Genomic DNA, 13,157 nt, shown 5'->3' with positions numbered 1-13,157 from the left:
GCAAAGACGGGGGACTGCGGGCACGGGGCGAATGGTCCGCGTTCCACCCCGCGCGATCAAGAGCAACTAACATCACGCTTAGTTGCCTGTTGAGCAACACCAAGCGACGCCCGCCAGCAACGCATTCAGGGGAGCCATGTGATGCGAGAGATCAACCAGCAGCGCCTGCGCTATTTCCGCGAGGTGATGGCGCAGGGCACCATACGCGGCGCGGCCGACAGCCTGAACACCGCGCCCTCGGTCATCACCCGGCAGATCCGCCTGCTGGAAGACGAGCTGGGAGCGCAGCTGTTCGAGCGCGAGGCACGCGGCGTGAAACCCACCGAGGCGGCGGCCCACCTGCTGGATTTCTGGCGCGGCTACCGCTCGCACCAGGAGCGGCTGGAAGACCGGCTGCAGGCCATTCAGGGGCTGCAGCTGGGCCGTGTGCGGGTGGTCATCAGCGAGGGTTATGTGGACCTGCTGGTGGCCGAGGTGCTGACCGACTTTTGTGCCCGCTACCCGAAGCTGGAGATCGAGGTCGAAATGCTGTCGATGGACGACCTGCAGGCCGAGGTGGCCGAGGGCCGGGCCCACATCGGCCTGGCCTACAACCCGCCGCCGCACGAGCACATCACCACGCGCGCCAGCTCGGCCCAGCCGGTCATGCTGGTGGTGCACCCACAGCACCCGCTGGCCCGGCGCGGTGGCCCGGCCAACCTGCAGGATCTGCTGGCCCATCCGCTGGCGCTGATGCCGGCCAGCTTTGGCGTCGGCAAGCTCATCGAAATGCTGGCCTTCACCGAAAGCATCGCGATCCGCCCCACGCTGACCACCAACTCGCTGACCGCGCTGAAGCGCATGGCCGCCAGCGGCCACTTCCTGACGCTGATCGGCGAGTTCGCCGCGCAGCGCGAGATCGAGTCCGGCGAACTGGTCGCCCTGCCCGTCGACCACGCCATGTTCCGCAACGCGCAAGCCAAGCTCCTGGTGCGCGCCGGCCGCCCACTGGTGGCTGCGGCCAACGAGCTGCTGGACTGGCTGTTGATGAGGATGTTCGCGGCCGATCCCGGCACCAGTCCTCGCTGAATGGTGTCCAGGCGCTCTCCCACTGGGTGGACGGCAGCGCCGAGTGGCAGATGGACATGACCCGGCTTTGCTCCGAGGCCTACCCTGCCCCCAGCCCGGACCGCGCGGAAGCCGAAGCGCACGAGGGCGCCTTCCTCTGCGAGCTGTGCGTGCCGGTCAAGCCCAGGTGACACTCGCGAAAAGGCACCTGAATAGCGCCCTCACTGGCCGTCCCGGTCGTGATGGTCCACCGGCACAAAGCTGAAGCCGGTTTTCTCCTGGCGCACATGGCCCAGGCCGGGGAACGGCAGGTGCGGGGCAGCGACCAGCGCGCGGTCGCTGGCCAGCTTCTCGAACTGGGCCTGGCGCTGCTGCGCGGCGGCCGGCTGGTCCACGTCGTAGGTGATGGTGATGGCCGGTTGCGGGAACTGCACCGCCTGCACGTGCACCACGTCGCCGATGAAGGTGATGGCCTGGCCGCGGCCTTCCACCCGGTAGAAGGCATGGCCCGGTGTGTGGCCTGGCGTGGGAATCGCGGTGATGCCAGGCAGCAGCGTCGTCACGCCGCTGAACGGTTGCAGCTGGCCCGAGGCCTTGTAGGGCGTGAGCGCCGCGGTGGCCTGCGCGAAATAGGCCTTGTCGTAGCCGCCCACGCCTTGCTGGTGGGCCGGCGCGAGGAAAAAGTCCACGTCCGGCTGGCCCACGTGCAGCGCAGCCTTCGGGAACACCGCCTTGCCCTCGTGCACCAGGCCGCCGCTGTGGTCGGTGTGCACATGGGTCAGCAGGATGTCGGTGATGTCGGCCGGGGACTTGCCTGCAGCGCGCAGGCGGCCCAGCAGCTTGCCGCCGTAGCCCGGGCCGAAGAAGTCGCCGGCGCCCACGTCCACCAGCACCAGACGCGAGCCGGTGTCGATCAGGAAGGCATTGATGGAGGCCTCGACCGGGCTGGCGAGGAAGGAACGGGCCAGCAGCCCGTCCACCTCAGGCTGGCTGCCACCCTTGAGCAGCGCATGCAGGTCCTGCGGCACCGAGCCGTCGGACAGCACGGTGATCTCGAAGTCGCCCAGCTGGTAGCGGTAAAGGCCGGTCTGTGCGTGTTGCGTGACGGCGGTGCTGGCCGGCTCGGCAGCGGCGGCAAGAGACGTGAAGCCGGCGGCCACGAGCGTGCTCAGCACAAAGGCAGCGGAACGGATGGCAGAAGTCTTGTTCATGGAAACCTGGCGGAAAGAAGTGGGAACGTCCGTCAGGTTACCCATCGCCATTCACAATGGTGAGTGACTTATTCCGATACGAGGCATCGGCAATATGGATATCAAACGCTCCGAGCTCCCGCTGCTGATTTCGCTGGACGCACTGCTGGCGGAGCTGAACGTGACGCGCGCCGCCAGGCGGCTGAACATCAGCCAGTCGGCACTCTCAGGCCAGTTGGCGCGGCTGCGCGAGGCGTTTGGCGACCCGCTGCTGGTGCCCTCGGAAACCGGCCGCGGCATGGTGCCGACCGAACGCGCGCTGGAGCTGAAGCCGCGGCTGGGCGAGGCGTTGGCGATGCTGCGCGACGCAGTGGCCAGCGAGCCGGCCTTCGACCCCAGCACCTCGCGCCGCACCTTTGTCGTGGCGGCCAACGACAGCGTGTTCACCATCATCGGCCTGACGGTGATGGCCGCGGTGGTCCGGCAGCAGAACCCGGCGCTGCGCCTGGCGGTGATCCCGGCCGACGACGGCGGCACGCTGGTGGCCCGCATGGCGCGCGGCGAGGCGGACCTGTTCCTTGGCGACTCGGGCAAGGTGCCCGACACGCTGAAGGCCCGCTTCCTGATGAGCGACGGCTTCCAGATGGCGCAGCGCAAGCAGCACCCACGCGGGCTGCAGCCAGCCACGCTGGACGAATACTGCCGGCTGCCGCACGTCATCGTCTCGCAGAAGGCGGATTTCCACAGCCCGACCGACGACGTGCTGGCCACGCTGTCGCGCCAACGCCAGGTGGCCGTCACCGTGCCCAGCTACAACCAGGTGGCGCTGGTGCTGGCGCAGACCGACTGCGTGGCCACGCTGCCCAGCCAGCTGTTGCAGCGCTACGCGGCCATCGTCGACGTGCTGGATCTGCCCTTCGAGATGCCGCGCTTCAACCTGGCCATGGCCTGGCACCCGCGGGCCCAGCAGGACCCGGGCTTGAGCTGGCTGCGCAAGCGCTTCGTGGAAGCAGTGCCCGGCACCTGACGCTCAAGCGCCGGGCTTGCAATCCAGCTGCGGCATGCGCTGCGCCGGGTCGCCGGTCTGGGTGGCACGCACCGGCTTTTCGGCCGCGTCGCGCCAAGGCTGTTGGGGCCACCACGGCGTGTGGCCGGGGCCGCCGGCCAGCGTGGGCTGCACGGTTTCGCCGGGGCGCGGCGTCAGCACCTGCGTGCCGTTGCAGCGCGCCGCGGCCAGCACGCGCTCGGCCGGCTCGGTCCAGCCGTGGTTGGCCAGCGCGAATAGACCCCAGTGCACCGGCATCATCACCTTGCCGCCCACCCACTGGTTGGCCAGCACGGCCTGCTCGGGGCCCAGGTGCCAGTCGGGCCAGTCGGCGTCGTACTGGCCGGACTCGATCAGCGTCAGGTCGAACGGGCCCAGGCGTTGGCCGATCTCGCGCAGCGTGTCGTGCAGCCCCGTGTCGCCCGAATACCAGGCCTTGTGCTGCGGACCGACGAAGGCGTAGCCGGCCCACAGCGTGTGATTGCTGCGCGGGTTCAAGCGGCCCGAGGCATGGCGGGCCGGTGTGGCCGTGACCTGCAACTGGCCCAGCGCGGTGGCCTGCCACCAGTCCAGCTCGGTGATGCGCCCGGCCGGCACGCCCCACAGGCGCAGCCGCTCGCCAATGCCCAGCGGCACGATGAAGCGCGGCGGCTCGGGGCGCGCGTTCAGCGCCTGGATGGTCGGCGCGTCCAGGTGGTCGTAGTGGTCGTGCGAAACCAGTACCGCATCAATGCGCGGCAGCTTGTCCAGCGCGATGGGCGGTGTGAACCAGCGCTGCGGCCCGGCCCAGCTGACGGGCGATGGGCGCTGGCTCCAGATCGGGTCCAGCAACACCTTTTGGCCGTCGATCTCCAGCAGCGTGGACGAATGGCCGAACCAGGTCACGCGCAGGCCGGTGGCCGGCGGCTGGGCCAGCGCGGCGCCGTCACTGGCCAGCACCGGCACGGGCGACTCGGGCGCGCGGGCCGGGGTCTGGTTGAACAGCACGCCGGTCAGCGCCTTGAGCGTGTTGTTCCACATCGGCTGCGGGTTGTGGAACTCGCCGTCATGCCACTGCGGGGACTCGGCCTTGCGCGCGTCGGCCTGGGCCGCTTCGTCGTGCGGCGTGCCCCAGTGGTCCAGCGTGGCGCAGCCGCTCAGGCCCGCCACGGTGCCAACGACGGTGCCCGCCACGGCGAGCAGCAGCCAGCGCCAGAGCCGACGCTTCGGTGCGCTGCGTTCAACCACGGCTTGCACCTCCCGAAGTGGCCGGCCGCAGCAGCGACAGCGCCTGCAAATCTGGCGACTCCAGCACCGGCTTCGAAGCACCTTGGGATGCCAGCACCAGCATCGCGCGGCCCAGGCGGCGGGTGTCCAGGACCTGGCCGGGCAAGGCATGCCGCGCCAACCACAGCAAGGGCCCGGTGAGGCGATAGAACCAGTCGTAGAAGCCGGTCTTGGAGTGGATGCCATCCAGCGGCACGATGACGCCCGGTCGCAGCAGGTAGACGGCACGGAAGCCAACGCGCAGCAGTGCGTTTTCGGTGCGGCCCTTCACACGCGCCCACATCGAGCGGCCTCGCTCGGTCGTGTCCGTCCCAGCTCCCGAGACGTACAGGAAGGTCATCGCCGGGTTCAGCACCTGCAGCGCACGCGCCGCGGCCAGCGGCAGGTCATGGTTGAAACGGGCGTAAGCCGCCTCGTCCAGCCCGGCGGCCGACACGCCCAGGCAGAAGCAGCAGGCGTCGACCTCGCGCAGCTCGGCCGCCAGCGGCTCGGGCAGCACCGCTTCGCCATCTGGCGCGCCCACGCCGAACAGCGCGAACAGGTCCGGCTGCAGGTGCTCGCGCAGCTTGGCAGCGTTCGGCGTGCGGGCCCACGGCGCGGTGCCCGCTGGCGAGCGGCCCAGTGTGTGCACCTGGGTCACGTCGGCGGCCAGCAAGGCCTCACGCAGCACCGCCTGGCCCACCATGCCGGTGGCGCCGATGATCAGCAATCGCATCGTTTCACGCTCCAGAACCAGCAGGCATCACGATGCCGCGCCAGAAGACTTCGAAAGCCGCTTCCGCATGGTCCGGGTCGCCCGGCTTCGCGGTGGCGACAAAACCCATCGTCGCTTCGGCCATGCCGCCCAGCAGCGCGCACAGGAAGTCGAACGGCAACGGACGCAGCACGCCCTGCGCGATGGCCTGTTGCGCCGCGTCGCCCAAAGGCCCAAACGCGGCCATGCCGGCGGCGCGGCTCTCGGCCGTGACCCGGTCCGAGTGCTTGAGCTGCGTCATCACCTTGAAGCGCGCCGGGTTGGCCGCACCCCAGTGCACGTAGGTCTTGAAGACATGGCCGAAGCCGGCCTTCACGGTGGCCACGCCCTCGCCGGCCGGATGGCCGGCCAGCATGCGCTCGGCCAGCTCACCCTTGAGCTGCCGGTACAGCGCGTTGACCAGCTCGTCCTTGCTGGCGAAGTAGGTGAACAGCGTGCCCTCGGCCACGCCGGCCGCCTTGGAGATGGCCGAGGTCGGTGTGTGCCACACGCCGCGCGCCGCGAACTCGGCAATGGCGGCCTGCAGGATGGCGTTGCGCTTGTCTTCGCTGCGGGGGCGAGCCATGGCAATCGGCAATATTTAGTTGAGTGATTACTCAATCATATTCATCACCGAATGGCCGGTCAATCCGCATGGGCTTTACTTGATGAGTTGCGGTCGCGTGCAGCGTTGGGAGCTCTGTTGGATGCAACGGGCCTGTCCGCCTACGAACCGACCAACCGCTACGGGCGGTACGCCTTTGGTTGCAACGCTGCTGTGAGCCAGTCGCAGTGGGCCGAGGACAGGCGCCGGCTGTCCTCGCGATTTGCTGCGGCGACAAAAGCCAGCCGAGCATGTGCGTGCGTGACTCCCGGCCAGAGCGGGCCGTCAGCATCCAGCTTGTTAGCCGGCCTGGCGGACTGCCGACGCTCGCGCACTGCACCAGGCTCGACGCATAGGCCGCCCGGAGACGCGTTGCGCCCGAGTTTCTCTGCTGGCCGGATTACGGCCAAGCACCGCGGCAACTTCGCGAAGACTTCGGCCCTGCTGCCGCAACGCAACCAGCGTCACCAGGTCTTCAGGCTATGGATGTCGATATCTCCGTCATCCTCATACCTTACCGGTTGGCAAGGGGTCTACTTCAGACTTGAGACCGCCAATTCATGCTTGTACGCTATTGAACTACTTTCCCGCGGTTTCTTTAGCTGATAGAAGTTGTGCATCCAATTCGTTCGATCTACCACGCAATTCCAGTAACCTTTGCTGATCTTTCTCGGCGGCAATCAATGTTTGCACTGCAAGTTTTTGCGCAACCAGAAGGGCAGTTTGGTACGAAGCGAATACATCCGGCGTCACACCCGTGCCTTCCCAATTCGTATTGGTTATGGGATTGACTGCTCGGCCAGTAGGGATAAATGCAGAAAAATTACCCTTTAGGCGAACAATATCGCCTGGATTGGCCCCGCCGCCCGTGGCCTCTCCAACAATTGTCGCGCGCTTGAGTATCTTCAGATTGTAGCTGAATGCTTCGGCGGCAGAAAATGTGCGTCTGCTCGTCAGGACAAACACAGGCTTAAGCTGCCCGAATTTGGGTCCGAATACATTTTCATCTGTCCAAAACTGTTGCGTGCGTGCACCGTCACGCCAATAAAGATCGGTGAGGTGCGTTCGCTTATCAAAGAGGTAGCTGGAAAGCAAAGCTACCGTATCGGGGTCGCCACCGTGGTTATTTCGCAGATCCACGATCAACACGGCGCTGTCAGCCACCTGAGCCATTGCGACCGCGATTGCCTGCTTGGAGTAATTTGGGGGAGAAAATTGATGTACGTCAAGGTAAGCAATGTTTCCCGAAAGCCTTTCAACGGTAGCAAACGCGGAACCAAAGGCCTCGATTTGTTTTCTTGTGAAGGCGTCTTTTTCGGCTTGCGTTGAATTGTCAATATCAGAGTCGATCGGCAGAGTTTCCCCGTACCCTACATGAAGGTGAAGGTCATTGCAAATCGCTTGCACATCAGTGGTCAATAGGGTCGAAAGCCCTACTGCATATTTCACCGAATCGTAGCCGCCATCATTGAGCTTCTTTTTCAGTGCAATTGCCGTTTGCTCTCCAATATCAGGGAACACGTAAAGATCGCGCATTTTGTCGGCGAGGGAATTTACAATCTGGACGCGACTTGCTGCATCAACTTTGTCGTCGGCAGATGGGGTGCTTTCCGCATGCGCGTAACTTTGCGACATGAGCGCAACGATCCAAAAGATCACGCAGAGAAGAAATCCGGAGCGCGGAGTTTTGATCATGTGGATATGAAGGTTGGGAGCTCAGGCGGTTGAGCACCCGATGCTCGTACTGGCGGGCGGCCCGCCCTTGCTGCGGTCCGCTCGCGGGCGTACGACGTCCACGGCTGCGGCCATCTTTGGCTTGAAATGGCGCTGCACGAACATGTCGTCTGGTGCTTCCTCAGGAGAGAAGCCCGAGGGCTTGATGCGCGGCGTGATCATCGCGACATCTTGCCGCAGCCTGTGCTGGTCAAGCCTATGCCCTCGTCAAATGGCCAGTGTTGCGCTTGATGATCGGCCAACGTATCGCTGTGAATTGCTTCGAAGTCACGCCGCAACGACGGGAGTGTTCCAGGCTGCCGGCTGGTCATTCGTGCTTACCGCGGCTGCCAACTGGCCGTTCGCCCTTCCTTTGGCTGCCGCATGGTCAAAGCCGCTTCCGGATCGAGTGAAGCGTCAGTGACCAGTCACAGAAGAACAATCTATTGGGATCAAGGAGTTGGAGCTATGCGTGACGGGTCATCAACGCTTCCGGCGCCTACTTGATCAAGCCATCCGCCTTGAACATGGCCTTGATGCCGCGCACCGCCTGGCGGATGCGGGATTCGTTCTCGATCAGCGCAAAGCGCACATGTCCGTCGCCATGGTCGCCAAAGCCGATGCCGGGCGACACGCAGACCTTGGCCTTCTCCAGCAGCTGGCGTGCGAACTCCAGCGAACCCAACGCGCGGTAGGGCTCGGGAATGGGCGCCCAGATGTACATGCTGGCCTTCGGACACTCCACCGCCCAGCCGGCTTCGGTGAGGCCCTTGTAGAGCACGTCGCGGCGGCGCTGGTAGCTGGCGGCAATGTCCTGCACGCATTGCTGGTTGCCCTCCAGCGCAGCGATGGCGGCCACCTGCAGCGGCGTGAAGGTGCCGTAGTCGTGGTAGCTCTTGATGCGCGCCAGCGCAGCCACCAGGTCCGCGTTGCCGACCATGAAGCCGATGCGCCAACCTGCCATGTTGTAGCTCTTGGAGAGCGTGAAGAATTCGACCGCCACGTCCTTGGCGCCGGGCACCTGCATGATGGACGGGGCCTGGTAGCCGTCGAACACGATGTCGGCGTAGGCCAGGTCGTGCACCACCAGGATGTCGTGCTTCTTGGCCAGCGCCACCACGCGCTCGAAGAAGCTCAGCTCCACGCACTGCGCGGTGGGGTTGGACGGGAAGCCGAAGACCATCATCTTCGGCTTGGGGTAACTGCCGCGGATGGTCTTCTCCAGCTCGGCGAAGAAGTCCACCTCGCTGGAGACCGGAATGGCGCGGATGTCCGCCCCGGCGATCACCGCGCCGTAGATGTGGATGGGGTAGCTGGGGTCCGGCACCAGCACCGTGTCGCCGCGGTCCAGCGTGGCCAGCATCAGGTGTGCCAGGCCCTCCTTGGAGCCGATGGTGACGATGGCCTCGTGGTCCGGGTCGATGGCCACGCCATAGCGCCGCTCGTACCAGTGCGAGATGGCGCGGCGCAGCCGCGGGATGCCCTTGCTGGCCGAGTAGCCGTGCGTGTCCGGCCTTTGAGAGACCTCATTGAGTTTGGCGACAATGTGCGCCGGCGTGGCCCCGTCGGGGTTGCCCATGCTCATGTCGATGATGTCTTCCCCGCGCCTGCGGGCCGCGAGCTTCAGCTCCGCGGTGATGTTGAAGACGTATGGCGGCAGGCGGTCGATGCGCGCGAAGCGGCGCTTGCCGCTGCTGGTGGCAGAGGAAGAAGTGCTCATTGAATTGTCACGTGAGCGCCCGGAACCGTCCGAGCGACGTGGGCGGCATGTTGCCGGTCCGGGGACGACTCTAACGCAAGCCGCGCCTGTCCCGTTGCGGGGCTGGCGCACCAGCGCCAACCCAGTTCAGGCCAGCGCACGCCACAGCGCCAGCAGGCACAGCCCGCCGTAGAACAGCAGCAGGCTCTGCATGCCCAGGCCGGTGAGCTTCACGCGCTGCTGCCGCTCACGCAGGAAACGCCACGCGGCCCGGCCCGCCGGCAGCAGCGGCAGCAAGGTGAGCGCCGCCAGCGCCGGGGCCATGCCTTGCTGCAGCCACAGCGCGAACAGCGTGAAGCTGGCGCCCAGCGCGCAGGCCAGCACCAGCGCCATCGCGCCACCGCCGCCCAGCACCTGCGAATACAGGCGCTCGCCCGGCCGCGCCAGCGCCGGCCAGGCGATCTTGCGCAGCAGTTCGTAGACCAGGAAGGCCAGCGCAAACGCGAACATCACCAGCATGCCGCTGGCCGAAGGCGCCGCGCCGGTGCGCGCCAGGAAGGCGGCGTAGGCGTAGACGCTGAGGGCCACGTTCACCGGGTAGGTCAGCAGCAGGTTCAGCAGCATGCCGTCACGCAGCGCCGCCGAGCGGCGCTCCAGCGCCACCAGCGCCAGCCCCCAGGCCAGGTCGGCCAGCACGATGAACAGCGGCCAGGGTGCCAGCAGGCTGTTGATCGCCAGCACCGCCAGCGCCGTGAGCGCCATGTAGCGGAACAGGTCGCGCAGCGTGACCAGGCCACGCACCAGCGGGCGATCCGGGTTGTGTACACGGTCGTAGGCCAGGTCCTTCCATTCGTCGACCACGCGCAGGAAGAACAGCACCAGGAAGAAGGTGGCGATGCAGACCAGGCTGCGCGCGTCAGGCCGCCACGGCAGGCCCGCCAGCCCGCTCAGCGTGCCCTCCAGCGCCAGGTACCAGGCGGCGGCATAGGCCAGGTGCAGGCCGGGTGCATAGACCTCGCGCAGGAAGCCCAGCAGCGGCCAGCGCGGGCCGGCGGCACTGGTGGTGGTCGTCACGCGGCCTCGGCCATGGCGGGTGCGTCACCGGCCACCGGCAGCTCGATGATCTCGACCCGGCCGCTGGCGCCGTCCATCTCGATCAGCGCGCCATCGGGAATGCGCGTGGTCGCGCCCGCCAGCGCGACGATGGTCGGGATGCCGAACTTGCGGCCGGTGATCGCCGTGTGCGAGAGCATGCTGCCACGCTCCACCACCATGCCCTTGGCCGACAGCATCAGGAACAGCCAGCCGGGGTCGGTCTCGCGTGCGACCAGGATGGCGCCCTCGCCCAGCGCGCCCACGCTGTTCGGGTCGATCACCACCCGCGCCCGGCCGCGGACCTTGCCGGTGCTGGAGCCCAGCCCGCGCAGCTCGCCTTCGGTGGGCGTTTCCTGGCTGGGCGCCAGCAGCACGTTGTCGCGCAGCGGGCCCAGCGTGGTCAGGTCCATCGCGGTTTCGGCCAACTCGTTCTGGCTGAATTCTCGCCGCCGCAGGTCGGCCAGCGCCTGCAGGTCCTGGGTCACGCCGCTGCCGTCCAGCCAGCCGAACAAGTCGTCCTGCGACAGGTGGTAGACATCGTCGGCGCTGCGCAGCACGCCTTGCGCCACCAGCCGCCGACCCATGGCCCGGAACACGTTCTTGCTGAAACCGAACAGCTCGCTGCGGCAATAGCGGCTGTTCTCGCGGTGGCGGATCAGCCCGCGCACCTTGGGCAGCAGGTAGGCCAGCACCAGGCGCTTGAGCGGCGCATCGGCCAGCAATTCCTTGAGCCGCAGCTCGGCCGCCTGGCGCAGCGCCTGCTCGCGCTCGCGCAAGCCCTGCACCGTGACCTCGCCGCCCACATAGCCCTGCACCATCTGCATCAGCAACTGCGGCGTGTGGCGCATGTTGGGCTGCTCGATCTTCAGCTCCTGCAGGCCGCGGTCGCCGTAGCGGTGGCAATGGCGCCTGGCAGCGGCGCAGAACTCGGTGTCCAGCGCGTCGGCTGCCACCGCGTCCCACAGCGCCTGCGGCTGCATGTGGGCAAAGGCCTGGCGCAGCGCAGGCACCGCGCGCACCCGCTCGGCCAGCCGCACGGCGCTGCGCACGATTTCCACGCTCATCAGGTCCTCGTCGCCGCACAGCAGGTCGCTCATCAGCGCCTCGTCTTCGGCCAGGCCCCATTTCCGGAACAGGTTTTCGGTCAGCCCATACAGCACCGGCAGGTAGGTGTCGTTCAGCAGCGTGACGCCCCATTCATTGCCGACCTCGCGCCACACGCGATGGAACTCGTGCTCCAGCACCAGCAGGTCCTGTTCGTCGAAGTCCCGGCCGCGCAGCGGCGCGATCAGGCCTTCCCACCACCCGTGGAAATGGCGCATCGCGCGTTCGTGCGTAAAGTAGCGGTACAGCACCACCGCGCCGGCAGACGCGGTGGCCAGGGCCTTGCCGGTGGCGCGCAGCGCGCGGCCGAAAATGCCGGCGGGCGCCGCCTCGTAGGAGGCGCGGAAACCCATCATCTTTTCCCAGTGCCCGCGGAAGACCGGGAACAGCGGGCTGCGCGAATGCAGGTGGTAGAAGTGGGTCAGGCAGTAGTACACGCGGCCACCCACGAAGCCGATCATGCGGTCCAGCGCCTCGTGTTCATCGTGCAGCCCGCGCTCGCTCATGCCCAGCCGGCGGTAGCAGTCGTGAAAGATCACGCGGTAGAAGTAGCGCGAGAACGAGTAGGTCAGCGCGGTGGTCACGCCGGGGAAGCTCTCGGTCACGTTGGCATTGGTCCAGACGCGCATGCGGCGGTAGTCCAGCGCGATCGGGCGCGACTGCAGCACATGCACCTGGCCTTGCGCGTCTATCGTGCCCTCGATGTCCTGCGGCGCGCCGAACACCGCCTCGATGCGCCGGCCCAGTTGCACCAGCGCGCGGACCTCGTCGTCCGACAGCACCGGCGCCTGCTGCAGCGCCAGCGGCACGGCCAGCATCGCCAGCCCGCTGCCCAGCGCCGGGTCCAGCCCCAGCATCTCGGTCTTCTCGACCACCTCGGCGCGGATCTCGCCGCTGCTGCCGTGCACGAAGAAGTGATCGGTCGCAACCTTGTCCTGCACCACGCCCTCGCCGATGCCGTGGCCGGCGGCAATCACCGTCTCGCGCGCGGCGGTGCGCGGGTTGACGGTGAACAGCACGAAGGAGCGCTGGCCCAGCACCATCTGCTGCACCGCCACGCCGACGCTGAAGCCCAGCAGGTCCATGCCCTGGGCCTGGCGGTAGACCAGCGACTCGGCGCTGAAGCCGCTGGCCCAGCACAGCCGCAGCTTCGCCAGCACCTCTTCGCGTCGCACGTAGAGAAAAGTCTCGCTCATGCCGGCGAAGGGGTTGTCGGCCGAGTCCTCGCTCTCGTCGAGCCGGTGGCCGATGGTCGAGGCGCGCACCGCCACCAGCGCGTCGGCCGGGAAATGGCGGTCGAAGCTGGCCAGCACCGCGGCCTCCTGCTCGGCGCTCAGCGGCAGCGCGACAAAGCGCTCGCGAATCGCCGCAGCCGCTTGCCGCACGGCCTGGCCGTCGCTGAAGTCCAGCTTGGCCAGCAGGCGGGCCACCTCCTCGCGCAGCGGCCAGAAGACCTCGTCGAAAAAGGCCGCGGTCAGCGCAAAAAACGGCGGCACGGCCAGGCCTTTTTCGCGCATCACGCGCTGGCGGGCCAGCTTGCCGCCCACCGCCTGGTCGTCGCGCAACTGGGCCTCGGTGGCAATGCGGGCGCCGATGCGCCGCGACCGCGGCGGCGGGCCGGACGGGACCTGCATGATCTGACTGGATGCGCTCATGGCGAA

Annotated in this window: 10 protein-coding genes; 2 read left to right on the top strand and 8 right to left on the bottom strand. The window is 67.1% G+C overall.

Translation table 11 applies throughout. The annotated features are described in order from the left end of the window. Positions 1-141: 141 nt before the first annotated feature. Positions 142-1,068: a LysR family transcriptional regulator gene (locus tag LRH25_RS08615; RefSeq protein WP_141290029.1), complete on the top strand. Its 927-nt coding sequence runs from the start codon at positions 142-144 to the stop codon at positions 1,066-1,068. A gap of 200 nt (positions 1,069-1,268) precedes the next feature. Here LRH25_RS08615 and LRH25_RS08610 read toward each other — a convergent pair whose 3' ends face one another. Next, complete coding sequence (locus tag LRH25_RS08610) at positions 1,269-2,258, bottom strand: MBL fold metallo-hydrolase (protein ID WP_141290028.1); 990 nt, start codon at positions 2,256-2,258, stop codon at positions 1,269-1,271. 94 nt (positions 2,259-2,352) lie between these two features. Here LRH25_RS08610 and LRH25_RS08605 point away from each other — a divergent pair, with 94 nt between their 5' ends. Continuing rightward, positions 2,353-3,264 (top strand): LysR family transcriptional regulator, encoded by a 912-nt coding sequence (locus LRH25_RS08605; RefSeq protein WP_231010897.1) that lies wholly within the window; start codon positions 2,353-2,355, stop codon positions 3,262-3,264. A gap of 3 nt (positions 3,265-3,267) precedes the next feature. Here the strand turns inward: LRH25_RS08605 and LRH25_RS08600 are convergent, their stop codons facing one another. The 7 genes from LRH25_RS08600 to LRH25_RS08570 all read right to left on the bottom strand — a co-directional run bounded on the left by LRH25_RS08600 (position 3,268) and on the right by LRH25_RS08570 (position 13,151). Then, positions 3,268-4,509: an MBL fold metallo-hydrolase gene (locus LRH25_RS08600; RefSeq protein WP_231010896.1), complete on the bottom strand. Its 1,242-nt coding sequence runs from the start codon at positions 4,507-4,509 to the stop codon at positions 3,268-3,270. Then, a complete protein-coding gene (locus LRH25_RS08595; protein ID WP_231010894.1) occupies positions 4,502-5,263 on the bottom strand; it encodes a Rossmann-fold NAD(P)-binding domain-containing protein in 762 nt (253 codons plus the stop codon). The genes LRH25_RS08600 and LRH25_RS08595 overlap by 8 nt, the downstream gene beginning before the upstream one ends. A 4-nt stretch (positions 5,264-5,267) precedes the next feature. Continuing rightward, on the bottom strand, positions 5,268-5,867 hold the full coding sequence (locus tag LRH25_RS08590) for a TetR/AcrR family transcriptional regulator (RefSeq protein WP_141289865.1): 600 nt from the start codon (positions 5,865-5,867) through the stop codon (positions 5,268-5,270). 597 nt (positions 5,868-6,464) lie between these two features. After that, positions 6,465-7,580: a S41 family peptidase gene (locus LRH25_RS08585; RefSeq protein ID WP_141289866.1), complete on the bottom strand. Its 1,116-nt coding sequence runs from the start codon at positions 7,578-7,580 to the stop codon at positions 6,465-6,467. Between the two features lie 517 nt (positions 7,581-8,097). Continuing rightward, on the bottom strand, positions 8,098-9,318 hold the full coding sequence (gene alaC / locus LRH25_RS08580; RefSeq protein ID WP_141289867.1) for an alanine transaminase: 1,221 nt from the start codon (positions 9,316-9,318) through the stop codon (positions 8,098-8,100). Positions 9,319-9,444: 126 nt separating this feature from the next. Further along, positions 9,445-10,371 carry a UbiA prenyltransferase family protein gene (locus LRH25_RS08575; protein WP_231010892.1) on the bottom strand — a complete coding sequence of 309 codons (927 nt, stop codon included), beginning with the start codon at positions 10,369-10,371 and terminating at the stop codon, positions 9,445-9,447. Then, the gene (locus LRH25_RS08570) at positions 10,368-13,151 is read right to left on the bottom strand and encodes a PEP/pyruvate-binding domain-containing protein (RefSeq protein ID WP_231010890.1); all 2,784 of its coding nucleotides are present in this window, start codon (positions 13,149-13,151) and stop codon (positions 10,368-10,370) included. The genes LRH25_RS08575 and LRH25_RS08570 overlap by 4 nt, the downstream gene beginning before the upstream one ends. Positions 13,152-13,157: the final 6 nt, after the last annotated feature.

Origin of the sequence: Ideonella azotifigens (assembly GCF_021043325.1) — a bacterium.
In the GTDB taxonomy this organism is placed as follows: Bacteria; Pseudomonadota; Gammaproteobacteria; order Burkholderiales; family Burkholderiaceae_C; genus Ideonella; species Ideonella azotifigens.
This window is presented reverse-complemented; position numbering and strand designations above follow the sequence as displayed.